Raw genomic sequence first — 24214 nt, 5'->3', positions numbered from 1 at the left:
TTATCGCTACGTAGCCGCTGCCGCAGGCTGCGCTGGCCGGCGTGAACCCTGAGGATTTTCAGTGAACGGCAGGGCCAGCGCAGCCTGGCGGCAGCGGCTACAGGTCAGGCGCGTTCACTCCAGCGGATCACCAGCCTGGCCAGCCACGCCCCCGTGACGATCACACCAAACAACCGCAACGTCTGCATCGCCAGCACCAGCCCCACATCCGAATGGGTATCCACGGCAATGATCGCCATCGAATCCAACCCGCCCGGGCTGGTAGCCAGGTACACCGAGAGGAAATCCTTGCCCAGCAAATCCGCCACCAGCCACGCCGACAGCGCGCACAACACAATCAACAACAGCGAGCCGCTGATCATTGCCGGCAGCCGCTTGAACACGTAAGCAATGGTGGCGCGGTCAAAGCGCAGCCCCACGTAGCAGCCCACCGTGGCGTAAGCCAGGCTCAGCAGCGGCGCCGGCAACACGATGTGGATCAAACCGCACAACTGCAGCACGCCACCGATCAACAGCGGCCCCAGCAACGCCCCGGCCGGCAGCCGCGCGCCCAGCAGCACGCCGATGACGATCACCGCCAGGCTGATGGCCAGGTCGGGCAGCGGCGTGGCCGCCAGGCTCAGCACCGCGCCGTGGGCCTGGGTGCCGGTGCCGTCGGCGCCCAGCAGGCGACTGACCAGGGCGCCGATCATCACCACGCAGACCACCCGCACATACTGCATGGTGGCGACGATGCGGCCATCGGCGCCGTTGTCTTCAGCCATGGACACCATCGCCGACGCAGCGCCGGGCGAGGTGCCCCAGGCCGCCGTGCGGGCGCCGATGCCGCCGTAGCGGGCCATCACCAGCCCCACTGCGGTGCTCAGCAGCACCGTGAGCACGGTGGCCAGCAGCATCACCGGCCAGGACTGCACCACGGCCGTCAGCACCGCCATGCTGATGGAGTGCGCCACCAGCAGGCCGATGGTGCCCTGGCACAGGCGAAATGCCTGGCGATGGATGCGCAGGGTGGTGCCGCACACGCCGAAACCGATGGCCACCAGCATGGGGCCGACAAATTGCCCAGCGGGCAGTTGCAGGGATTTCAGCAGTTGGCCAGCGCTGCCGGCGAAAACGATCAATGCCAGCCACTGCAGCAGCGGTGGCCAGTAGCGAAGAGCGAGGGAAGGGGACACGTCGAGGATTCTCCAGGTACCCCGGTCAAGGCGGGGCACCAGAGAATTATCGACGCCGCGATCAATCAAGTCTATTTTCTAATAATGATCAAACGATAACTGGCAGTTATGAATCATGGACCTGCGTGACCTCACTTATTTTGAAACCATCGCCGAGCTCGGCCACCTGGGCCGCGCCGCCGACAAGCTCAACCGCAGCCAGCCGGCGCTGAGCAAAAGCATCCAGCGCCTGGAAGAATCCCTCGGCACCCAGCTGTTCCGCCGTGAAGGCCGCGGCATCCAGCTGACCGACGTTGGCGAGCTGCTGTTGGCCCGCGGCCGCGAGCTGCGCCAGAGCATCGCCGAGACCGAACGCGAGGTGAAGGATTTCGCCAGCGGCGCGGTGGGCATCATCCGCCTGGGCTGCGCGGCGTCGATGGCCGATCACCTGTTGCCACAATTGACGGCGGCCTTGCTGGCGCGCGCCCCGGACATCACCCTGAGCCTGGTGATCGGCCAGGACGATGTGCTGCGCGAATCCCTGGTGGCGGGGCGCCTGGACCTGATCATCAGTTCGTTCATTGCCAGCGAGGGCTCGCTGGTCAGCTACCCGCTGCTGCGGGACGAGGCGGTGGTGGTGGCCAGCGTCAACCACCCGATCTTCGACGGCCCCTACACCCTGGCGGACCTGACCCGCTACCGCTGGGTACTGCCCGGCCCCACGGTGGCCTCACGGCGCTGGCTGGATAACCTGTTCACCTCGCGTGAACTGCCGCCACCTGTGGCGCAGATCGAGAGCAACACCGTGTCGGTGCTGCCGCGGCTGATCGCCCATACTGACCTGCTCAGCTTCTTCTCCCGCGAGTCACTGACCCACGGCATCGGCATGAACCTGCTGCGCGAGGTGGTGCTGGCCGACACCACGGTGACGCGCACCATGGGCGTCACCGTGCGCACCGATGGCTACCTGTCGCCAGCGGCGCGGGTGCTGCTGGCCTTGCTGCAGGAGCGCGGCCAGCAGTTGCTGCAGCCTTAAGGCGCGAACGGCAGCTCGCGCTTGTGCTGGCTGTTGTCGTAGGTGCGCACGATGATTGCGTAGGCTTCTTCGCTGACCGGCTGGCCGTGCAGGAAGGCATCGATCTGGGCGTAGGTGACGCCGTGGGCTTCTTCGTCCGGCTTGCCGGGGCGCAGCTCTTCGAGGTCGGCGGTGGGCACTTTTTCCACCAGGTTTTCCGGTGCGCCCAGGTGGCGGGCGATGGCGCGGACCTGGTTCTTCACCAGGCCGCTGAGCGGGGCCAGGTCGCAGGCGCCGTCGCCAAACTTGGTGAAGAAACCCATCACCGCTTCGGCGGCGTGGTCGGTGCCGATCACCAGGCCGTTGTTGGCGTTGGCGATGGTGTACTGGGCCACCATGCGGATGCGGGCCTTGGTGTTGCCGATCACGAAGTCGCGGCGCGCGTCGGTCAGGCCATGCAGGTGCGCGACCTGCTCGGACAGGCCCAGCACGGCGCCGGCGATGTTCACGGTGTCTTCCACGTCAGCGCGGATGAACTGCATCGAGGCGGCGGCATCGTGTTCGTCGTGCTGCACGTTGTAGGGCAAGCGCACGGCGATGAACTTGTAGGCCTGGTCACCGGTTTCGGCGCGCAGCTCTTCCACCGACAGTTGCGCCAGGCGGCCCGCGGTCAGCGAGTCGACGCCGCCGCTGATGCCCAGCACCAGCACCTTGACGTGGGCGTTGCGCAGGCACTGCTTGATGAAGGCCTTGCGGCGGTCCACTTCCTTGACCAGGGCGGCGGTGTCGGCGAAGGGCGGGACCACGTTGAGGGCCGCGGCGATCTCGATTTGACGATTGCTCATGTCGAACTCCTGAGGGTGCAATTCAGACGCGAAATACATGTTTGAGGTAGGTGACGAAATTCTCGTCCAGGCACTGGGTCTTGCCTGGCGTGTCGGAAATCTTCGCCACCGGATGGCCGTTGCAGGCGGTCATCTTGATCACGATGTTCATGGGCTCAACCCCTGGAATGTCACAGGTCAGGTTGGTGCCGATGCCGAAGCTTACATTGATCCGCCCGTGCAGCGCTCTATACAGTTCCAGCGCCTTGGGCATGTTCAGGCCGTCGGAGAAGATCAACGTCTTGCTCAGCGGGTCGATGCCCAGGCTTTCATAGTGTTGGATGGCCTTTTCGGCCCACTGCAGCGGGTCGCCGGAATCGTGGCGCAGGCCATCGAAGAGCTTGGCGAAGTACAGGTCGAAGTCCTTGAGGAAGGCATTCATGGTGATGCAGTCGGTCAGGGCGATACCCAGCAGGCCACGGTACTCGCGCACCCAGCAGTCCAGCGCGGCGATCTGGCTGTCGATCAGCCGCGGGCCCAGTTGCTGGTGGGCCATGAACCACTCGTGGGCCATGGTGCCGATGGGTTTCACCTCCAGTTCGCGCGCCAGGTGCACGTTGCTGGTGCCCACGAAACGCCCGGGGAAATCACGCTTGAGGATGTGCACCACCTCCTCCTGCACGCGGTAGCTGAAGCGCCGCCGGGTGCCGAAGTCGGCCAGTTGGAAACCGGCCAGCTCCGCCGTGCTGGCCTCGCCCTTGAGCCAGTCGAGCTTGTTGTACAACTGCTCGCTGGCCTGCTCCAGCACGATGTGGCCGTAGCGCTGGCGGTTGCGCACTTCGCTGATGATCGCCAGCAATGGGATCTCGTAGAGGATCACGTGCAGCCACGGCCCGCGCAGGCGGATGCACAACTGGCCGTCTTCGACGCTGGTGTGCACGTAGCGCAGGTTGAAGCGGAACAGGCTCAGGAAGCGGATGAAGTCCGGCTTCATGAACGGGATGCGCTCCAGAAATGCCAGCTGGTCGTGGGTGATGGAAATGTCGGCCAGGCGCTCGATCTGGTAGCGGATCTCGGCCAGGTAGGGCGTCAGGTCCTCGGCGTTGCGGCAGCGGAATTCCCACTCCACCTCGGCGTTGGGGTAGTTGTGCAGCACCGCCTGCATCATGGTCAGTTTGTAGAAGTCGGTGTCCAGCAGGTTCTGCACGATACGGTCGGCGAATACGCTCTCGGCCATGATCAGGCCTCCTTGTTGACGGCAGCGGCCAGGTCGGTGGCGCTGGCGTAGAGTTCGATGCCGGCGGCCTGCATGTGCTGGCAGGCGGCCTGCGCGGTGGCGTCGGCGATGGCGCGACAGGCCGGCAGGTACACGCCGACGCGGAAACCGGCGTTGCGCAGCTGCAGGGCGGTGGTTTTCACGCAGTAGTCCAGGGCCAGGCCGCCCACCAACACAAAGTCCACCGCTTGTTGGCGCAGGAACTCGATGGCGCCGGTGCTGCGGGTGTCGGCCAGGTCGTGGTAGCAGGCGCCGTAGGGGTGCAGGTCGGGCTCGATGCCTTTCCACACGAAGAAGTCGTAGTCCAGCGGCTTGGGCAACTCGTCGAGCAATTCGAAGCCGGGGGTGCCGGGCACGCAGTGGCTGACCCAGGTGATGTCGGCGTTGGGCAGGTTCAGCGGTTGCAGCATCTGCGCGGGGCTGTCCACCACCCAGGCGGCTTGCGGCGAGTGGGCGTCCTTGCTGCCCAGGCGCAGGCTGGCGAAGCTGGCCAGGTGGTTGAGCGCCGCGCCGATCAGATGGCCTTCGGGCACCGGCAGTTCGGCCGGGCAGAGGGGGGTGAAGCCCTTTTGGGCATCGATGTCGAAACTGGCGATCTTCATGGGGGCAACTCCTTGCTTCGCTGTGCGTGACTACATATTCCACCTGATGTAATATGTGGTCAAGCAAATTTTGCCGCCCCGCAACCCTGTAGCCGCTGCCGCAGGCTGCGCTGGCCCGAGGGGGCGCTGGAGATCTCCTGTGAGGCACAGGGCCAGCGCAGCCTTCGGCAGCGGCTACAGCGAGAAGGATGCCCATGAGCAACGCCCAGATACTGGCCAGCGTCGACATCGTCGCCCTGCGCCTAACCCCCCAGCAGCGCCTCGAACTGCTGCTGATCCGCCGCGCCCGCGAGCCGTTCATCGACCAATGGGCGCTGCCCGGCGTGCTGGTCAATGGCCGCTGCGCCGACGCCAGCCTGGACGCCGCCGCCACCCGCGCCCTCGACGAGAAGGCGCGGGTAGTGCCGCGCCACCTGGAGCAGGTGGCCACCGTCGGCAGCGCCAGCCGCGACCCGCGTGGCTGGTCCATGAGCACCATCTACCTGGCCCTGCTGTGCCCCACCACCGTGGTGGAAGGCGACGACTTGCGCTTCTTCGCCCTGGACGCCATCCCGGCGCTGCCGTTTGACCACACCGAACTGGTGGCCCAGGCCCACGCCCGTCTGGCGGCCAAGGCGGTGTACACGGCCCTGCCGCTGCACTTGCTGCAACCGCGCTTCACCGTTACCGAAGCCCTGGGCGCCTTCGAGGCCAGCCTGGGCCAGGCGGTGCAGCACACCACCCTGCGCGGGCGTCTGGAGCGCATGAAGGACAAGGGCTGGATCGTCGATACGGGCGAGAAGAACCGCCCGCCCATGGGCCGCCCTCAGAACCTGCTGGAGCATCGGCCGCAGAACGGCAAGGTATTTGTGTTCGACCGCAGCGTGCTGGTGTGAACCGCACCTGACGGATGTTTCACGCAAACGGGAATTATTGGCAGTTAAAATCCACGGCGTTTTCATCCAGACCGAGGTTTCCGATGCAACGCCGTGCAACCCGCTCCACCCGCGCCAAGGGCCTGTTCGCCGCCCTGGCGTTCAGCCTGTTCAGCCCGCTGGTGCTGGCGCAGACGGTGACCGACATCGCCGGGCGCACGGTGCAGGTGCCGGACAACCCGCAGCACGTGCTGCTGGGCGAGGGGCGGATGATCTATGCCATGGCGTTGCTGGAAGGCAAGCAGCCGTTCCACCGCGTGGCGGGCTGGCAGGGTGAATTGAGCTCGGTGGACAAGCCTGGGTATGACGCGTTCAAGGCCATCTACCCGGCCATCGGCAAGGTGCCGACCATTGGCACCACCTCCGAGGCCAGCGTCAGCCCGGAGAAGGTGTTGGCGCTGAACCCCGACGTGGCCATCTTCGGCATCGCCGGCCACGGCCCGGGCCTGGACAACCCCATCGTCAAGCAATTGCAGGACGCCGGTATCCCGGTGGTCTTCATCGACTTCCGCCAGCACCCGTTGCAGAACACCGTGCCCAGCATCCGCCTGCTGGGCAAAGTGCTGCACCGCGAGCCCCAGGCCCAGGCCTATATCGACTTCTACCAGCAGCACCTCAAGCGCGTGCAGGATGTGGTCAGCACCATCCCGCGCGAGCAGCGCCCCAGCGTGTTCATCGAAATGCTCGCCGGTGTCGGCAAGGGCGGCATTCCCTGCTGCCACACGGCTGGCAACGGCAACATGGGCGACTTCATCGCAGCGGCGGGCGGCAACAACATCGCCGCTGGCCTGCTGCCGGGCGTGATCGGTGACATCAACCTGGAAAAACTCATCGCCGCCGACCCGCGCTTCTACCTGGTCAGCGGCACCCGCGACAACACCGCCACCGACCCCGGCTACAAGGCCGGCGGCGGCGTGAGCGAAGCCAATGCCCGGGCCAGTTTGCAGACCCTGGTGGCGCGCGAGGGCATCAGCACCCTGACCGCGGTGCGCGAGGGGCGGGTGCATGGGGTGTGGCATAACTTCTACAACTCGCCGCTGAACATCCTGGCGGTGGAAGCCATGGCCAAGTGGTTCTACCCGCAGCAGTTCAAGGACCTGGACCCGCAGCAAAGCAAGGCCGAACTGCAGAAGATGCTGCCTGAAGACATCAGCGGCGCCTTCTGGGCCGACCTCAAGGCAGGTCAATGAACACCGCCGTGATGCACGAGCAGGCGATCATGGACGACTATCGCCGCGTGCTGCGGCGCCGCCTGTTGTTGCTGGCGCTGTTCGCGGTGGCGATCCTGGCGTCGTTGCTGCTGGACTTCACCCTCGGGCCGTCCGGGCTGACCCTGCATGACCTGTGGCAGACCCTGTTGCACAAGGCCTCGGTCAACCCCGGCCAGCAAGTGATTGTGTGGAGCATCCGCCTGCCCCAGGCGCTGATGGCGGTGCTGGTGGGCGCCGCCCTGGGCCTGGCCGGCGCCGAGATGCAGACCATCCTCAACAACCCGCTGGCCAGCCCGTTTACCCTGGGCGTGTCCCACGCGGCGGCGTTCGGTGCGGCGCTGGCGATCGTCCTCAACCTGGGCATCCCCGGTGTGCCGGACGAGTGGCTGGTGGCGATCAACGCCTTCATCTTCGCCCTGATCGCGACGATGCTGCTCGACTTGCTGGCGCGCTGGCGCAAGGCCGATACCAGCGTGGTGGTGCTGTTCGGCATCGCCTTGGGGTTTACCTTTGGCGCCCTGGTGTCGCTGATTCAGTTCGTGGCCACCGAGGACTCGCTGCAGGCCCTGGTGTTCTGGACCCTGGGCAGCCTGGCCCGCGCCACCTGGCTGAAGGTCGGCCTGCTGGCGCTGGCGGTCGGCATCGCCCTGCCGTTGGCCCTGCGCCGCGCCTGGCAACTGACCGCCCTGCGCCTGGGTGAGGACCGCGCCGCCAGTTTCGGTATCGACGTGAAGCGCCTGCGCCTGAGCACCTTGCTGCGCGTCAGCGTGCTGTCGGCGCTGGCCGTGGCCTTTGTCGGCACCATCGGTTTCATCGGCCTGGTGGGCCCGCACATCGCCCGCCTGCTGTTCGGCGAGGACCATCGTTTTTACCTGCCCGGTAGTGCCCTGGCGGGTGCGCTGATTCTGTCGCTGGCCTCGGTGGCGTCGAAGAACATTATCCCCGGTGTGCTGATCCCGGTGGGCATCGTGACCTCGCTGGTGGGCATTCCGTTTTTCCTGTCGATCGTGCTGCGCCGCAGCGGAGGCCATTAATGCTGGAAGTACGGCAACTGGACGTCAGCTACGGCAAGCGCCCGATCATCGAGCAACTGAACCTGGCGGGCATCGGCCGCGGCCAGGTGACGGCCCTGCTGGGCCCCAACGGCTGCGGCAAGTCGACCTTGCTCAAGGCCATCGCCGGCCTGACCCCGGCCTGCGGCCAGGTGCTGCTGGACGGCGACGACCTGCTGCAGGCCAGCTACGCCGCCCGCGCCGAGCGCGTGGTGTACCTGCCCCAGAGCCTGCCGGCCAGCGTGCACCTGCGGGTGTTCGAATCCTTGCTGGTAGCGCGCCGGGCCAGTGGCAACACCCCGCGCCAGCAGGACATCGACGAGGCGCGGGCGTTGTTGGAACGGCTGGGCATCGCCCATCTGGCCATGAGCTTTCTTGATCAGCTTTCAGGCGGGCAGAAGCAACTGGTGGGGCTGGCCCAGGCGCTGATCCGCAAGCCGGTGCTGCTGTTGCTGGATGAGCCGTTAAGCGCGCTGGACCTCAACCATCAGTTCCACGTGATGGAAGTGATTGGCCAGGAAACCCGCGAGCGCGACATGGTGACGTTGATCGTGTTGCACGACATCAACATCAGCCTGCGGCAGACCGATCGGGTGCTGATGCTCAAGAGTGGGCGGTTGATTGCCCATGGGGCGCCGGCCGAGGTGATCGATGGTGACAGCCTGGCGGCGGTGTATGGCGTGCGTGGGCGGGTGGAACGCTGCTCGCAAGGCACTGCCCAGGTGATGATTGACGGGTTGGTGTAACCCGTAGCCGCTGCCGCCAGGCTGCGCTGGCCTGCGTGAACCCTGAACATCTGCAGTGAGGCACAGGGCCAGCGCAGCCTGGCGGCAGCGGCTACAGGTTACTTGCGAGCCTTGATCACCGCCCGCATCGGCGCCGGCAGCCCTTCAATCGTGCGGCTGTGGTCATTGGGGTCGAGGAAATCACCCAGCGACTGGTACTTCATCCACTCGGTACTGCGCTGTTCCTCCACCGTGGTCAGGCTCACGTCCACGCACTCGATGTCGGTGAACCCCGCACGCCGCAGCCACAACTCCAGGGCCGGCACCGACGGCAGGAACCACACGTTGCGCATCTGCGCGTAGCGGTCCTCGGGCACCAGCACCTGGTGCTTGTCGCCTTCCACCACCAGGGTTTCCAGCACCAGCTCGCCGCCCTTCACCAGGCAGTCTTTCAATGCCAGCAAATGCTCGATGGGCGAACGGCGGTGGTAGAACACGCCCATGGAAAATACCGTGTCAAAGCCTTCCAGGTTCGCTGGCAGGTCTTCCAGGGCGAAGGGCAGGTGCCAGGCCGGCAGGTCCGGCAGGTAGCGCTGCACTGCCTGGAACTGGCAGAAGAACAGCCAGTTGGGGTCTACGCCAATGACGCTGTCGGCACCGGCGCCGAGCATGCGCCACTGGTAGTAGCCATTGCCGCAGCCCACGTCCAGCACGCGTTTGCCTTTGAGGTCCAGGTGCGGGGCCACGCGCGACCATTTCCAGTCCGAGCGCCATTCGGTGTCCACGTGCACGCCGAACAGGTTGAACGGGCCCTTGCGCCACGGCGACAGGCCCATCAGCGCGTTGTGCATCTGGGTGCGGGTGGCGTCGTCGCAGGCGCAGTCCAGGGTCAGGCTGTCGGTCAAATCGATGTCAGTGGGCGCCAGGGCGGGCAGGGCGTCCAGGGCCGCTTGCCAGCGCGCAAGATCACCGTGGCCTTTTTCCATCTTGGCGTCGAGCTGGGCCTGCAGGCCCTCGCTCCAGGTGGCCAGGGGCGTGCCCGCCATGCGGCGGACCAGGGGGGCTAGATCAATCATGGCAGGGCAATCAACGAGGCAAAGTTAAGGCATTGGAACCAGGGCACTACCTTGGAGAAACCGGCGGCCAGCAGGCGCTCGCGGTGTTCTTCCAGGCTGTCGGGCTTCATCACGTTTTCGATAGCGCTGCGCTTCTGGGCAATTTCCAGTTCGCTGTAGCCATTGGCGCGCTTGAAGGCGACGTGCAGGTCGGTGAGCAGTTCGTGTTCCTGTTCATCGGCGAAACGCAGCTTCTCCGACAGAATCAGTGCACCGCCCGGCACCAGGGCCTGGCGGATGCGTTGCAGCAGGCCCAGGCGCTGGTCGGGGGTGATGAACTGCAGGGTGAAGTTCATGGCGATGACCGAGGCTGGGGCGAAGTCCAGGGTCAGGATGTCGCCGTCGATGACCTGCACCGGCAGCAGCTCCTGGAACATCGAGTCCTGGGCATTGAGGTATTCACGGCAGCGCTCGACCATGGCGCTGGAGTTGTCGATGGCGATCACCCGGCAGTCATCGGTGCGCACGTGGCGACGCAGCGACTGGGTGACGGCGCCCAGCGAGCTGCCCAGGTCGTACAGGGCGGTGTGCGGCTGGGCGAACTGGGCGGCCAGCACGCCGAGGTTCTCGACGATGGTCGGGTAGCCGGGCACCGAGCGCTTGATCATGTCCGGGAACACCCGCACCACGTCTTCGTTGAAGACAAAGTCGGGCACCTGGGCCAGGGGCTGGGCGAAAATGCGGTCGGGTTCTTTGCTCACGGCGGTTCCGGCGGGGTCGGTAAAAAACGAAGGGCGGGATTTTACCGGGATTGGCGGTTTATTGCAGGTGAGATGGATGAAGCGCCTGTAGCCGCTGCCGCCAGGCTGCGCTGGCCCTCGCATTCACTGGAGATTCCCGGTGGGGCGCAGGGCCAGCGCAGCCTTCGGCAGCGGCTACAGGGTGTCACTTGACCTTGATGGAGCAATCAAACACCTGCACCGGCTTCACCTCCGGTGCCCACGGCTGCTGCAACACCAGCAGCAAATGCCCATCGCCCGCCGCCTTGGCCTGGAAGCGCCACACCGATTGCCCCGCCGCGCCTACAAGGCCTGCGTCTTCGGGGTTGGTGTAGACCTCGGGGCTCAGCACCCGCAGCACGCTGGAGGCCGGGTTCTGCACCAGCCAGCGGTAGCCGGTGGTGGGGTTGCTGGGCAGGGCCAGGGTCAGGGTCTGGCCGGTGGTGAGGCTCAGGGGGCAGTCGCTCTGTTTGGCCAGGTCGACGTTGTGCGCAGGCTGCTGGGCGCAGGCGGCCAGCAGGGCGATGCCGGCGGGCAGAAGAAGGCGGGCAGCGGTCATGGGCGGCTCCATGTGAATGGGGTGGCCGTCAGCATAACTGAAGAATTGTGTTGCCTGCTTCCCGAGCTTCGCTCGGTCCCACACCTTTCGGGCCATGTGAGTCAGTGAGGCAAAGCACTCAGCCCTTGGAGGCACCAGATAGTCCTGCAGTGCCTCCAAAGGCTAAGAGCTTTGCTTCACTGACACAACTGCCGCGAAAGGTGTGGGACCGAGCGAAGCTCGGGAAGCGGCTGGCGCGGACTCAAATCAGAACAGCACTTTGGCCACATCGGCAAAGCGCTTGGCAAAGTGCACCGTCAGCCCCTGCTTCAAATAATCAGGCAGCTCTTCGAAATGCCCACGATTGGCCTCCGGCAAGATCAACTCATTGATCTTCTGCCGCCGCGCCGCAATCACCTTCTCGCGCACCCCGCCAATGGGCAGCACGTGCCCGGTCAGGGTCAGCTCGCCGGTCATGGCCACGCCTTTTTTGGGCGCCTGGTCGCGGGCCAGGGACAGCAGGGCGCTGGCCATGGTCACGCCGGCGCTGGGGCCGTCCTTGGGGGTGGCGCCTTCTGGCACGTGCAGGTGCACGAAGGCTTCGTCGAAGAAGGTCACGTCAGCGCCGAACTGCTTGAGGTTGGAGCTGATGTAACTGTGGGCGATCTCTGCCGATTCCTTCATCACTTCACCCAACTGCCCGGTCAGCTTGAAGCCGCGGTTGTGGGTGTGGATGCGCGTGGCTTCGATCGGCAGCGTGGCGCCGCCCATGCTGGTCCAGGCAAGGCCAGTGATCACGCCCTTGCCCGACAGCACCTGCTCGCTGCGGAACACCGGCATGCCCAGGGAGGCTTCGAGGTCCTTGGGGCCGATCTTGATCACCGCGTCCGGCTCGTCCAGCAGCTTGACCACGGCCTTGCGCACCAGCTTGCCCAGCTGTTTTTCCAGCTGACGCACGCCGGCCTCGCGGGCATAACCCTCGATCACCAGGCGCAGGGCGCTGTCGCTGATGCTCAGCTTGGCCTTGTCGACGCCGGCTTTTTCCAGCTGCTTGGGCCACAGATGGCGCTTGGCGATGGCCAGTTTTTCTTCGGTGATGTAGCCCGACAGGCGGATCACTTCCATGCGGTCCAGCAGCGGGCCGGGGATGGAGTCCAGGGTGTTGGCGGTGCACACGAACAGCACCTTGGACAGGTCCAGGCGCAGGTCCAGGTAATGGTCGAGGAAATCGACGTTCTGTTCCGGGTCCAGGGTTTCCAGCAGCGCCGAGGCCGGGTCGCCCTGGTAGCTCTGGCCCATCTTGTCGATTTCGTCGAGCATGATCACCGGGTTCATCACCTCCACGTCCTTGAGCGCCTGCACCAGCTTGCCCGGCTGGGCGCCGATGTAGGTGCGGCGGTGGCCCTTGATCTCGGCCTCGTCGCGCATGCCGCCGACGCTGAAGCGATAGAACGGCCGCCCCAGGGACTCGGCGATGGACTTGCCGACGCTGGTCTTGCCCACGCCCGGCGGGCCCACCAGCAGCACAATCGAGCCGCTGATCTCGCCCTTGTAGGCGCCCACGGCGAGGAATTCGAGGATACGGCTCTTGATGTCATCCAGGCCGGCGTGGTGCTGGTCCATCACCTTGCGGGCAAACTTGAGGTCCAGCTTGTCCTTGCCGTAGATGCCCCAGGGCAGGGCGGTGGCCCATTCCAGGTAATTACGGGTGACGGCGTATTCCGGCGAGCCGGTTTCCAGGATGGCCAGCTTGCCCATTTCCTCGTCGATGCGCTTCTGCGCCTGGGCGGGCAGGGTTTTGCCTTCCAGGCGTTGCTGGAACTGCTCCAGGTCGGCGCTGCGGTCGTCCTTGGTCAGGCCCAGCTCCTGCTGGATGACCTTGAGCTGCTCTTTGAGGAAGAACTCGCGCTGATGCTCGCCGATCTGCCGGTTGACCTCGGCGGAAATCTCTTTCTGCAGCCGCGCCACCTCAACTTCCTTGCGCAGCATGGGCAGCACTTTTTCCATGCGCTTGAGCATGGGCACGCAGTCCAGCACCTGTTGCAGCTCGGCGCCGGTGGCCGAGGTCAGGGCGGCGGCGAAGTCGGTGAGCGGCGAGGGGTCGTTGGGGCTGAAGCGGTTGAGGTAGTTCTTCAGCTCTTCGCTGTACAGCGGGTTGAGCGGCAGCAGCTCCTTGATCGCGTTGATCAGGGCCATGCCGTAGGCCTTCACCTCGTCGGTGGGCTCGGCCGGCTGGTGCGGGTATTCGACTTCCACCAGGTAGGGCGGGCGGTGGTGCTTGAGCCAGGAGCGAATGCGCACCCGCGACAGGCCCTGGGCCACGAACTGCAACTTGCCGTTCTCGCGGCTGGCGTGGTGGATTTTCACCAGGGTGCCGTACAGCGGCAGGTTGGAGGTGTCCAGGTGGCGGGTGTCTTGCGGGGTTTCCATGAAGAACAGCGCCAGCGAGTGGTGCGGTTCCTTGGCCACCAGGTCCAGGGTCTCGGCCCACGGCTCTTCGTTGACGATCACCGGCAGCACTTGCGCCGGGAAGAAGGGCCGATTGTGGATCGGGATGATGTAGACCTTGTCCGGCAGGTTCTGGCCCGGTAGGGTCAGCTCGGTGCTGGAGTGGGGGGAATGCTCGATGTGTTCGTGATCCACGGGGTCGGACGGGTGTTCGGGGAAATCCTGCTGGTCGCTCATGGGGCACCTGCGCAAATGACTATGCCGGTTAGATGGGGCAGGTGGGCAGTGGTTTCAATGGCGGCACTCCAGCTTTACCTAAACCTGACGATAACCTTCATATCAGGCCAAGCACAGGCTGTGTATCGGGATGGACACAGCGAGGTAGAGCGTCTGCTGCTATCCTTCGCGGCTTCGAGCGTCGCCTTTCGTCGGGAAAATTAAGTGATGGCAATTTGCCTCATCTTTCCGCGTGCTCTCTGCGTCCACTGCGTTTAATCTGCGGACAGTGGATAGCCAAGGCCGGCGACTTCTGTTTTCTGACCCTGGGTGCCGGTATGGCGAAAGTGCATGACTACATCGCAGCATTGATCCTAGGGCTAGGCGCCCCGGCCTGGTGCGCTGCTGCGCCGCTTACCGCCCACCTGCTCGACCCCCAAGGCAAGCCGCTGGCCGGTGCCGTGGTGAGCCTGCAGGGTGAAGCGGGCCAAGGCAGCGCCACGCCCACGGCCAACATGGACCAGGTGAAGCAGGAGTTCGTGCCCCACGTGCTGGCCGTGCACACCGGCACCCACATCAAATTTCCCAACAGCGACAACATCCGCCACCAGGTGTACTCGTTCTCGGCGCCCAAGCGTTTCGAGCTACGCTTGTACGAAGGGACGCCGACCAACCCACTGCTGTTCGACAAGCCGGGCGTGGTGGTGCTGGGCTGCAATATCCATGACTGGATGCTGGGTTATATCTACGTGACCGATGATCCGTGGTTTGCCGTCAGTGGTGCCGACGGCAGCATCAGCCTGGACGTGCCGCCAGGCCATTATCAGGTCACCCTGTGGCACCCGCAGTTGCCCGACATGCAGGCTATCGCCGGCGGCGCCATCGACGTTGCCGCCAGCGGCCTGCAGCGTTCCTGGAACCTTACGGTGCAGCCGCCTGCGGCTGACGCCCCCCATGCTCCTGAAACGAGTGGCTTCGGCGATGCCTTCAATAAAGCTGTCCGTGAAACTGAGAAGTAGTTTCCAGGCACGCATCGCCTGCGTCCTGATTCTGTTGCTGCTGGTGGTCATCGCGGCGTTGATCCTGTCGGTCAAGCTGGCGACCACCGATGCGGTGCGCGCCCAGGCCAGCAACCAGTTGCAGGTGGGGGCGCGGGTGTTCGAGCGCCTGCTGGATGTGCGCGGCAAGCGCCAGAAGGACGCCGCGCAACTGCTGGCGGCCGACTTCGGCTTCCGTGACGCCGTGGCCAGTGGCGACTCGGCCACCATCCGTTCGGCCCTGGCCAACCACGGCTCGCGCATCGGCGCCAGTGACATGATCCTGTTGGGCATGGACGGCAAGGTCATGGCCAGTACCATGCCTGGGCTTGAGGACGGCAGCCAGTTCGCTTTCGACCAGGCGCTGCGCGATGCGCGGCGGCAGAACCAGTCCATGCTGATCGTGCCGTTGCGCGGCGAGCCGCATTTGCTGGTAGAGGCCCCGGTGATGGCGCCACTGCCCATCGGCCGCGTGGTGGTGGGCTTTGCGATGGACGCCGCGCTGGCCCAAGAGCTGCACACCCTGACCAACCTGCAGGTGTCCTTCCTGTCTCGGGACCAGGACAAGAAGGGCCAGCTGGTCAGCACCCAGTCGGCGGACCTGCAGCCAGCCATCAACGACTGGATACTGGCCAACGCCAACAGCCATGACGTCTCGCTGGCCATCATCGGCAAGCGCCCCTACCTCAGCCAGTCGTTGCTGCTGGCCGACACCGATGCCGGCCAGGTCATCGCGTTGCTGCAAAGCCCGCTGGATGATGCCCTGCACGCGTTCGCAGCGCTGGACAAGACCTTCCTGGTGATTGCCCTGGGCGCGTTGGCAGCATCACTGGCCGGCGCACTGTTGCTGGCGCGCAGCGTGTCGCAACCGGTGCAGGTTCTGGCCCAGGCGGCGCAGCGCATCGGCGATGGCGACTATCAGACACCCGTGAACCTGGTGCGCCGTGACGAATTGGGGGTACTGGCCAAGGCCTTCAACCACATGCGCGAAGGGATTGCCGAGCGTGAACAACAGCTGGCGCATAACGCGCTGCACGACAGCCTGACCGGCCTGCCCAACCGCACGCTGGCCATGGAGCGTTTGAGCAGCGCCATTTCCGCCCAGCGGCCCATGGCGCTGCTGTACCTGGGGGTGGACAACCTGCGGGCGCTGAGCGAAGGCGCCGGCCCGGCCTTTGTCGATGGCTTGCTCAAGCAGGTGGGGATGCGGCTGTCCGCCACCCTGAACCCGGGCGACACCCTGGCGCATCTGCTCGCCGATGAATTCTTGCTGCTGCTGGAAAACACCGACGCCGATTCTGCCGTGGCGCGCGCGGACAAACTCCAGCAGTTGTTGCTCAAGCCGCACCGGTTTGGCACCCACGACGTGGCCCTGGACTGCCGCATCGGCATCGCCGCCTACCCGGCCGACGGTGCCGAGGCCGAAGAGTTGCTGGGCCGCGCTGCCGTGGCGCTCAAGGATGCCTCGCAAATGCCCGGCCGCCTGCAGGTGTACGAGCACGGCCGCGACCTGGCGCACCAGCGCCAGATCCGCCTGATCCGCGACCTGCGCCGCGCCGCCGACAATGGCGAGCTGCTGCTCAACTACCAGCCCAAGCTGGACATCCGCCAGGGCCAGGTGCGCCAGGCCGAGGCTTTGCTGCGCTGGCATCACCCGCAACTGGGCATCGTCTCGCCGGGGGAATTCATCGAATTGGCCGAGCGCACCGGCAGTATCCAGCTGCTGACCCGCTGGGTGATCGAAGAAGGCATCCGCCAGCTCAGCGAGTGGAACGGCCGCGGCCTGCGCGTGCAGCTGTCACTGAACATCTCCGCCGATGACCTGCTGGGCCAGGACCTGCCCGAGCGCGTTTCGCGCTTGCTGAGCCTGTACGGCGTACCGGCCGGGCAACTGATTTTCGAGATCACCGAAAGCGCGATCATGCGTGAGCCGGAGCAGGCCCTCAAGGTGCTCAACCGCCTGCGCGAGTGCGGCATCAGCCTGTCGGTGGACGACTTCGGCACCGGCTATTCGTCGCTGGCGCACCTCAAGCGCCTGCCGGTGCAAGAGCTCAAGATCGACCAATCCTTTGTGCGCAACCTGGATGAAACCAGCGAAGACGCCGTCATCGTGCGTTCCACCATCGAGATGAGCCACAACCTGGGCCTCAAGGTGGTGGCAGAGGGTGTGGAATACGAACACAGCCTGCGCCTGCTGGAGCGCTGGCACTGCGACACGGCCCAGGGTTACCTGATCAGCCGGCCGTTGACCGCCGTGGCCTTCGAGGCCTGGCTCAAGTTACCCCTGCCCTCACTGTCTGCAATGGTTCACTGAGATATGACGCGAAAACTGCCCCTGCTGCTCTGTTCCCTGTGTCTGTCCTCGGTCGCCGTTGCTGACCAGGGGCGCCTGTTGGCCACCGGCGGTGCCTCCAGCCTGGACGGCCCGGCCGGCGGCGGCATCAACCCCTGGGCGGTGCTGGCCGGTTACGGTGAGCAAGGCGAGTGGGGCGCCACCGCGTTCGGTACCCACGTCGACCTGCCTGACTACCATCTGGACGTGGTGGGCCTGGCGGCCAGCTACGACAACCGCGTGGAAGTGTCCTACGCCCACCAGCGTTTCGACCTGGGCACCCTGGTGCACAAGTTCGGCTTGCCCCAGGACAGCCTCGGCCAGGACATCTTCGGCGTGAAAGTACGGTTGTTCGGCGACCTGATCTACGACCAGTTGCCCCAGGTGTCGCTGGGCCTTGAATACAAGCACGACAACAACTTCCAGATCCCGCAACTGGTCGGCGCCCAGCGCGACTCGGACGTGGAGGGTTACCTGGCCGCCAGCCGGCTGTTCCTGGGCGGTGCCTTCGGCTACGACCTGCTGGTCAACGGCAACCTGCGCTACAGCCGCGCCAACGAACTGGGCGTGCTGGGCTTTGGCGGCGACCGCCGCGACAGCCGCAGCGTGCTCAAGGAAGGCTCGGTAGCGGTGCTGTTCAACCCGCGCTGGGCCGTGGGCCTGGAATACAAGGAAAAGCCCGACAACCTGTCGTTTGCCGGTGAAAGCGACTGGGCCGACCTGTTCGTCGGCTGGTTCCCCAACAAGCACGTCGCGGTGGTGCTGGCGTACGCCCGCCTGGGGTCGATTGCCACCCTGGATAACCAGAACGGCACGTATCTGTCGATTCAGGGGAGCTACTGATATGCGTCGTCTGTTGCTTGCCTCGGCATTGCTGCTGGGCGCCTGCGCGTCCACTACCCAGCCGCCCAAGGATGACAGTTTGTACCGCGACCTTGGGGCGAAACCCGGGATCACTAAAATCGTCGAGGGCATGCTGCTGCACATTGCCCATGACGATCGCATCGTCGAGCACTTCCGCAACGTCAACATCACGCGGCTGCGTGACAAGCTGATCGAGCAGTTCTGTGTCGAGGCAGGCGGGCCGTGCAAATACACCGGTGACACCATGGCCGAATCGCACAAGGGGCAGAACCTGACCCGCAGCGATTTCAATGCGCTGGTGGAGGACTTGATCAAGGCGATGGAGGATCAGGGGGTGCCGGTGCGGGCACAGAATCGGTTGATTGCGCGGCTGGCGCCGATGCGCGCCGACGTTATCGAGAAGTGAGTGGGGGCTTCTGGGGCCAGGCTTTAGGTTTTTGGCGGTCTTGAGATCGAGCGCCGTCCGCACGGCGCTTCCCGGCCACAGGCCGGTCCTACATTTGTTTCGGGCCAGTTATGTCAGTGCCATCACCTGGTCCGCCTTTTGTGTTCACTGCAGATCTTTGGTGGTGCAAACAGAGCGGACCAGGTGACCTCACGGACATAACTGGCCCGAAACAAATGTAGGACCGGCCTGTGGCCGGGAAGCGCCGCGCGGGCGGCGCGCGATCTCATGAACACCCAAAAACCCAAGCCTGGCCACCCCAAAACCCAACCCAATCCCCCCCAAAACCACCCCATAAAAAAACGGCTCCCCAAGGGGAGCCGTTTTTCATACCACTACATCACACCATCACTTGGACAGCTTGTACGCAATGATGTAATCGCCCATCTTGGTGCCCAGCGAACCATGACCACCCACCACGGACAGCACGTACTGTGCGCCATCCTTGCCGGTGTAGGTCATCGGCGTCGACTGGCCGCCAGCCGGCAGGCGGCTTTCCCACAGCTTCTTGCCGTTTTTCACGTCATAAGCGCGGATGTACTGGTCCAGGGTGCCGCTCAGGAAGCCAACGCCACCGGCCGTGACCATCGAGCCGCCCATGCTAGGCACGCCCAGGGTCAGGTTCAGCGGGATCGGCGAGCTGTCGCGGCTGGTGCCGTTCTTGTGCTTCCAGACCACTTTGGCGGTGGTCAGGTCGATACCGGCCACGTAGCCCCAGGCCGGGGCCTGGCACGGTACGCCGAACGGCGACATCAGCGGGTGCATGATCACGGCATACGGGGCGCCGCTGTTGGGCTGCACGCCGCTGGTTTCGCTTTCACGCTTGCTGCCGGCTTCAACCTGGGCGCGAGGCACCAGCTTGGAGACGAACGCCATGTAGTTGGGGCTGGTGAACAGCATCTGGCGAACCGGGTCCACCGAGACGGCGCCCCAGTTGAACACACCGACGTTACCCGGGTAGATGATGCTGCCCTGGGTGGACGGAGGGGTGTACTGGCCTTCATAACGCAGCGACTTGAACTGGATGCGGCACAGCAGCTGGTCGAACGGGGTCACGCCCCACATGGCTTTTTCGTTCAGCTCAGGCGGCAGCAGGTTCAGTTCCGAACGGGCCTGGGTGGGCGAGGTGTGGTCGCCCTCCACGGCACCTTTCGGCGCGTCCACTTCCTGGATCGGCACGATCGGCGAGCCGGTGGTGCGGTCCAGCACGTACAGGCTGCCTTGCTTGGTAGGCTGCACCAGGGCGTGTTTCACGCCTTCGGCGGTCTTGATGTCCACCAGGGTAGGCTGGCTAGGTACGTCCATGTCCCACAGGTCGTGGTGGGTGAACTGGTAGTTCCACTTCAGCTTGCCGGTGTCGATGTCCAGGGCCACGGTGCCGGCGCTGAATTTCTCCGACTCTGGGGTGCGGTTGCCGCCCCACTGGTCAGGCATCTGGTTGCCCAGCGGCAGGTAGATCATGCCCAGCTTCTCGTCGACGCTGGCCAGCGACCACATGTTCGGCGAGTTGCGGGTGTAGAACTTGCCTTCGGCGATCGGAGCGGTGTCGTCCGGGTTGCCGGCGTCCCAGTTCCATACCAGGTGGCCGTCGTGCACGTCGAACGCACGGATCACGCCCGAAGGCTCGTCAGTGGATTCGTTGTCGGTCACGTGGCCGCCGATGATCACCAGGTTACGGGTGATGGCGGCAGGCGAGGTGGCGTAGTAGCCGCCAGGGGTGAACTTGCCGATGTTGGCGCGCAGGTTCACGACACCCTTGTCGCCGAAGTCTTCACAGACTTTGCCGGTGTCGGCGTTCAGCGCGATCAGGCGAGCGTCGGCAGTGGGCAGGAACAGGCGGCGTGGGCAGCTGGTGGCCACGGCCTGGCCGGCGGTGGACAGGGCAGCCGGCGCGCTAGGCACGTCCGATTTGCTGTAGGCAGCTTCGTCGTAGTACGACACGCCACGGCAGGTCATGTGCGCCCAGCCACGGAAGTCATTGCCGTTAGGGCCTTGAATCTGTGGGTCGTAGCGCCAGATTTCCTTGCCGGTGTCCGGGTCCAGGGCCAGCACCTTGCTGTGGGCGGTGCAGGCGTACAGCATGCCGTTGACCTTCAGCGGGGTGTTCTGGTTGGTCAGCTCGACCGGGTCTTTGTCGGTCGGCATGTCACCGGTGCGGATGCGCCAGGCTTCAGTCAGATTGCCCACGTTGGCCGGGGTGATCTGCTTGAGCGGGGAGTAGCGCTCGCCGAACTCGGTGCGGCCGTACGACTGCCACTCGCCATCAGGCTGGGCAGGGGCGGCGCTGGTCATGTCGGTGCCGTCGCGGCCCAGGTCGCCGCTGATGTCGCCGTAGCTGGTGAATTGCGCGGCAACGGCGCAGGCGCCGGCCAGCACAACGGCAACGCCCAGTACCGAGGTAGCCTTGGGTGCAGGCGCACGCTGTACCAGTGGCTTGCGGAACCATGGCAGCCACAGCAGCAGGCCCAGTACGAACCACAGCGACAGGCGTGGCACCAGTTGCCACCAATCCAGGCCGGTTTCGGCCAGCGACCAGACGGTGCTGCCCAGCAGGAATACCGCGTAGACGCCGATGGCCACCGAACGGCCAGTCAGCAGCAGAATGCCGGTGACTACCAGGAAAAGACCGGCAATCACGTAGTAAAGCGAACCGCCCAGGGTGGCGAGTTTTACGCCCCCGGCCAGCAGGCCGAGGCCCATCAGCAGCATCACCAGCCCGAGCAAGCTCGGGGCGAGGCGAGACCGACTCGAAGCACTGTCAGTGCTCATAGTGTGGTTTCTCCGTTACGTTTGAGTGTGTCGAGCATAGGACAGAAAGGTCCTACGCCCGTTATCTGGTTACTTCTTCCGTAAAGTCGATTGTTGTTAGAAAGAACTTTGCACCTTGATGCCGGCGACCAGTGCGTTGTCGACTTCATCGACGCCACCCGGGTGCTTGATGTATTGCAGGTTCGGGCGCACGGTCAGCCAGTTGGTGACGTGCACGCCGTAGTTCAGTTCGGCGCTGGTTTCAGTGCGCTGGATTGGCAGGTAGGCAGGATCGTTGTAGTCGGTCACGCCATTGGCGGCGTTGGTCGCTTCTTCGTTCTTGCGGTACGCCGGGTTTACGTGGATGCGCGCCAGGGCGAAGCCGATGTCATCCTTTGGACGGGCATCGAACAGGCCTTTGTAAACCACACCAGCCTGGACATAGTTGTCGACCATGTTGGTCTTCTTGTCGTGCACGGTGACGTTGCCGAACACACTCAGGCCGCGCGAGTTGTCGCTGGCTTGAGAGGTCAGTTGCTGGTTCAGGGTCAGCCAGTAGCCGTGCTTGCTGGAGCTGGAACGATAGTCGCCGCCGCTCAGGGCCGCAGGCTGGCCGTTGGTGTCCTTGTAGACATCCTTGGCGTTGGCGGTGCTGTAGTAGTAACCCACGCGGTATTCGCCCGGCAGGTTGTTGATTTTCGGCGTGAACACCAGCTCAACCGGCAGCACGGCGCCGGTAGTACCGGCGTTGTTCAACTTGAAGCCGTTGTCATTTTCCAGGTTCGACGGGTTCAGGGCGTAGGCACCGATCTGTGCGTACACTTCGTCGTTCAGGTGGTATTTGACCCGCGCAGCCCATTGGCTGACCGGCCAGTTGTACCAGATGCCGGTGGCCCAGTTACCCACCTGCGAGCCGCAGAAGCCCAGGTTCTGGAAGTCGCACTGGAAGGTGTTGAAGTCTTCGCCTTCGCCGAAACGACCGACCTTGATGTCCAGTTTCTGGTCCAGGAACTTCTGCTCGTAGTACATCTGCGTGATGCGCACGATGCTGCCACGGCCATACACTTCCTGGGACGAGCTGATACCGCCGGTGCGCGGGTCGGCCACGCGGTCGTTGGTGATGTTGTCACCGTTGCGGTCGGTCAGGGTCAGTTGGAACTCTGCGTCGTGCCAGCCCAGGATCTTTTGCAGATCCATGTGCATGCCCAGCGCGAACTGGTCGCTGTAACGGGTGGCGTGGTCGTGGTTGTAGCCACCGTGCAGGTTCGAACCCGTTTCACCCACGTATTCCAGCTTGAAGTCATAACCCAGGTCATGCAGTTCGGTGCGCTTGCCGCCCCAGTCGCCGCTCATGTAAGGCGAGTCGGCGTCGAATGCCGGCGCCGCCTGGGCACAGGATGCCAGGCCAATGGCGGTGACGCCCCCCAGCAGACGCAGGGTAGGCGATACAGTGAAACGGCCGGCGGCACGAGCGCGGCGAAGTTCGAATTTTGGCATTTATTAAGGATCTTTAATTATTAACCAAACGGTACATTTTGTGATGAGCTTAATGTCACTTGAAAATGTAGGTTTTATTACGCAAAAAAAATCGATTCAGTTGCGGGGGGCGGAGGATATAGAGGTTTTTTTGTTATTAAAAGATACATCTTCAACATGGATAGTTACTAATGGCGTAACAATGCCTCATGCAACTCCCAAGCACCGGAATATCGACCGTTTACAGCCGTGAAGATTTCTTCAGCGTTCAGGGGAGGGACGATGACGGCGTGTTTATCTTTATAAGCAGCTGCAACTTGTAGCCGCTGCCGAAGGCTGCGCTGGCCCCCTGCCTCGCTGGACATCTTCAGGGTTCATGCCGGCCAGCGCAGCCTGGCGGCAGCGGCTACGGGGTAGGAATGGTAGATTTAGGAAATATCCTACACGGTGCGCAGCAAATGCTGATTCGGCAGGGCCGGGCAGGGCGGTAAGGTCTTCCCGCTGCCGGACAGCTCCGTTAAGGTGCGCACCCTCTCACTTGGCTGGAGCCTGGCATGACCCAACCCAACAACAACCCGCTGCATGGTGTAACGCTGGAGCAGATCCTCAATGCGCTGGTCGCCCACTACACCTGGGAAGGCCTGGCCGAACGCATTGATATCCGCTGCTTCAAGAGCGACCCCAGCATCAAGTCGAGCCTGACCTTCCTGCGCAAAACCCCTTGGGCGCGCGAAAAGGTAGAGCGCCTGTACGTGAAGCTGGCACGCACCAAGCGGCCCGTCGAGGACTGACCCTTATGTATTACCCCGTGCAATCGCGACCCGTGCGAACCTTTGTCGTCGTGGCGGCGTTCACCGCCTGGCTGGCCTTGGCGGTGCAGTTGCTGCTGATACTGCAAGGGCGCCTGGCTGACCAGGCCAGCCTGATGGGCGGGGTGCTGCATTTCTTCGGCTACTTCACCATCCTGACCAATACCCTGGTGGCGATTGTGCTGACGGTGGCGGCGCGAGGCGGGGATACGCCGTCTTTCTGGCTGCGGCCGTGGGTCAGTTCAGGGGTGACGGCGAGCATCATCCTGGTAGGGCTGTCGTACAGCCTGCTGCTGCGCAACGCCTGGCACCCGGAAGGGGTGCAGTGGGTGGTGAACGAACTGCTGCACGACATACTGCCGCCGGTGTTCGTTGCATTCTGGTGGTGGTGCGTGCCCAAGGGCGCGCTGCAGGCGCGGCATGTGCTGGCGTGGATGGTGTACCCGGTTATGTATTTCGGCTACTGCCTGCTGCGGGGGAGCGAGATCGGGGTGTACCCGTATCCCTTCATTGATGTGGGGCATCTGGGGTATGCCCGGGTGATGGTCAATGCGCTGGTGATTCTGCTGGGCTTCGTGGTGATTTCGCTGGGGCTGGTGGCGGTGGATCGCTGGCAGGGCCGCCGCTGAACACCGTTGTGGGAGCGGGCTCTGCCCGCGAAAAAGACACCGCGTAACACTCTGAACGAATGCGG

Annotated in this window: 21 protein-coding genes; 11 read left to right on the top strand and 10 right to left on the bottom strand. The window is 64.3% G+C overall.

The genetic code is table 11. The annotated features are described in order from the left end of the window. Nucleotides 1-104: 104 nt before the first annotated feature. A complete protein-coding gene (locus ACZ9GA_RS22805) occupies nt 105-1175 on the bottom strand; it encodes an AbrB family transcriptional regulator (RefSeq protein ID WP_457360641.1) in 1071 nt (356 codons plus the stop codon). 115 nt (nt 1176-1290) lie between these two features. Between ACZ9GA_RS22805 and ACZ9GA_RS22800 the strand changes: the two genes are divergently transcribed. Then, nucleotides 1291-2190, top strand: a complete 900-nt coding sequence (locus ACZ9GA_RS22800) for a LysR family transcriptional regulator (RefSeq protein ID WP_457360642.1) — start codon at nt 1291-1293, stop codon at nt 2188-2190. Here the strand turns inward: ACZ9GA_RS22800 and nadE are convergent. Genes nadE through ACZ9GA_RS22785 form a run of 3 tightly spaced genes read right to left on the bottom strand, consistent with a single transcriptional unit; the run spans nt 2187 to nt 4871 of the window. Next, nucleotides 2187-3014, bottom strand: a complete 828-nt coding sequence (nadE, locus tag ACZ9GA_RS22795; RefSeq protein ID WP_457360643.1) for an ammonia-dependent NAD(+) synthetase — start codon at nt 3012-3014, stop codon at nt 2187-2189. The two genes, ACZ9GA_RS22800 and nadE, sit on opposite strands and share 4 nt — an antisense overlap. A 22-nt stretch (nt 3015-3036) precedes the next feature. Next, nucleotides 3037-4230, bottom strand: a complete 1194-nt coding sequence (pncB, locus tag ACZ9GA_RS22790; protein ID WP_457360644.1) for a nicotinate phosphoribosyltransferase — start codon at nt 4228-4230, stop codon at nt 3037-3039. 2 nt (nt 4231-4232) lie between these two features. Next, nucleotides 4233-4871 carry an isochorismatase family protein gene (locus ACZ9GA_RS22785; RefSeq protein ID WP_457360645.1) on the bottom strand — a complete coding sequence of 213 codons (639 nt, stop codon included), beginning with the start codon at nt 4869-4871 and terminating at the stop codon, nt 4233-4235. 194 nt (nt 4872-5065) lie between these two features. Between ACZ9GA_RS22785 and ACZ9GA_RS22780 the strand changes: the two genes are divergently transcribed. From ACZ9GA_RS22780 to ACZ9GA_RS22765, 4 genes are all read left to right on the top strand, one after another. Further along, entirely contained in the window at nt 5066-5746 is a 681-nt protein-coding gene (locus ACZ9GA_RS22780) for an NUDIX hydrolase (RefSeq protein WP_457360646.1), read from the top strand. A gap of 83 nt (nt 5747-5829) precedes the next feature. Beyond that, entirely contained in the window at nt 5830-6975 is a 1146-nt protein-coding gene (locus ACZ9GA_RS22775) for an ABC transporter substrate-binding protein (protein ID WP_457360647.1), read from the top strand. Continuing rightward, nucleotides 6972-8030: a FecCD family ABC transporter permease gene (locus ACZ9GA_RS22770; protein WP_457360648.1), complete on the top strand. Its 1059-nt coding sequence runs from the start codon at nt 6972-6974 to the stop codon at nt 8028-8030. The genes ACZ9GA_RS22775 and ACZ9GA_RS22770 overlap by 4 nt, the downstream gene beginning before the upstream one ends. Next, nucleotides 8030-8794: an ABC transporter ATP-binding protein gene (locus tag ACZ9GA_RS22765; RefSeq protein ID WP_457360649.1), complete on the top strand. Its 765-nt coding sequence runs from the start codon at nt 8030-8032 to the stop codon at nt 8792-8794. Before ACZ9GA_RS22770 ends, ACZ9GA_RS22765 begins: the two co-directional genes overlap by 1 nt. A 98-nt stretch (nt 8795-8892) precedes the next feature. On the opposite strand, the gene cmoB is transcribed toward ACZ9GA_RS22765, so the two are convergent. The 4 genes from cmoB to lon all read right to left on the bottom strand — a co-directional run bounded on the left by cmoB (nt 8893) and on the right by lon (nt 13830). Next, entirely contained in the window at nt 8893-9849 is a 957-nt protein-coding gene (gene cmoB, locus ACZ9GA_RS22760) for a tRNA 5-methoxyuridine(34)/uridine 5-oxyacetic acid(34) synthase CmoB (protein ID WP_457360650.1), read from the bottom strand. Then, entirely contained in the window at nt 9846-10589 is a 744-nt protein-coding gene (cmoA, locus tag ACZ9GA_RS22755) for a carboxy-S-adenosyl-L-methionine synthase CmoA (RefSeq protein WP_457360651.1), read from the bottom strand. The genes cmoB and cmoA overlap by 4 nt, the downstream gene beginning before the upstream one ends. Nucleotides 10590-10773: 184 nt before the next feature. After that, nucleotides 10774-11166, bottom strand: coding sequence for a protease inhibitor I42 family protein (locus ACZ9GA_RS22750; RefSeq protein WP_455925371.1), 393 nt, complete (start codon nt 11164-11166; stop codon nt 10774-10776). A 246-nt stretch (nt 11167-11412) separates the two neighbouring features. Further along, entirely contained in the window at nt 11413-13830 is a 2418-nt protein-coding gene (lon, locus tag ACZ9GA_RS22745) for an endopeptidase La (RefSeq protein ID WP_027977044.1), read from the bottom strand. Nucleotides 13831-14147: 317 nt separating this feature from the next. Between lon and ACZ9GA_RS22740 the strand changes: the two genes are divergently transcribed. The 4 genes from ACZ9GA_RS22740 to ACZ9GA_RS22725 are packed head-to-tail and all read left to right on the top strand — an operon-like array spanning nt 14148 to nt 18448. Further along, a complete protein-coding gene (locus ACZ9GA_RS22740) occupies nt 14148-14828 on the top strand; it encodes a methylamine utilization protein (RefSeq protein WP_457360652.1) in 681 nt (226 codons plus the stop codon). Then, a complete protein-coding gene (locus tag ACZ9GA_RS22735; protein WP_457360653.1) occupies nt 14812-17160 on the top strand; it encodes a putative bifunctional diguanylate cyclase/phosphodiesterase in 2349 nt (782 codons plus the stop codon). The genes ACZ9GA_RS22740 and ACZ9GA_RS22735 overlap by 17 nt, the downstream gene beginning before the upstream one ends. A 3-nt stretch (nt 17161-17163) precedes the next feature. Continuing rightward, entirely contained in the window at nt 17164-18021 is an 858-nt protein-coding gene (locus tag ACZ9GA_RS22730) for a DUF3034 family protein (protein ID WP_027977047.1), read from the top strand. A 1-nt stretch (nt 18022) separates the two neighbouring features. Continuing rightward, nucleotides 18023-18448, top strand: a complete 426-nt coding sequence (locus ACZ9GA_RS22725) for a group I truncated hemoglobin (protein WP_457360654.1) — start codon at nt 18023-18025, stop codon at nt 18446-18448. A 387-nt stretch (nt 18449-18835) separates the two neighbouring features. Here the strand turns inward: ACZ9GA_RS22725 and ACZ9GA_RS22720 are convergent, their stop codons facing one another. After that, nucleotides 18836-21256, bottom strand: coding sequence for a glucose/quinate/shikimate family membrane-bound PQQ-dependent dehydrogenase (locus tag ACZ9GA_RS22720; protein WP_457360655.1), 2421 nt, complete (start codon nt 21254-21256; stop codon nt 18836-18838). 96 nt (nt 21257-21352) lie between these two features. Further along, nucleotides 21353-22732 (bottom strand): carbohydrate porin, encoded by a 1380-nt coding sequence (locus ACZ9GA_RS22715; RefSeq protein ID WP_457360656.1) that lies wholly within the window; start codon nt 22730-22732, stop codon nt 21353-21355. Nucleotides 22733-23265: 533 nt separating this feature from the next. On the opposite strand from ACZ9GA_RS22715, the gene ACZ9GA_RS22710 reads away from it, so the two are divergent. Further along, a complete protein-coding gene (locus ACZ9GA_RS22710) occupies nt 23266-23502 on the top strand; it encodes a VF530 family protein (protein WP_027977051.1) in 237 nt (78 codons plus the stop codon). 5 nt (nt 23503-23507) lie between these two features. Next, on the top strand, nt 23508-24149 hold the full coding sequence (locus tag ACZ9GA_RS22705) for a Pr6Pr family membrane protein (protein ID WP_457360657.1): 642 nt from the start codon (nt 23508-23510) through the stop codon (nt 24147-24149). The last annotated feature ends 65 nt before the right edge of the window (nt 24150-24214 follow it).

The organism is Pseudomonas sp. TE3644 (assembly GCF_056278815.1).
The sequence above is the reverse complement of the archived record's forward strand: the minus strand, read 5'-3'. Positions and strand labels throughout refer to the sequence as shown.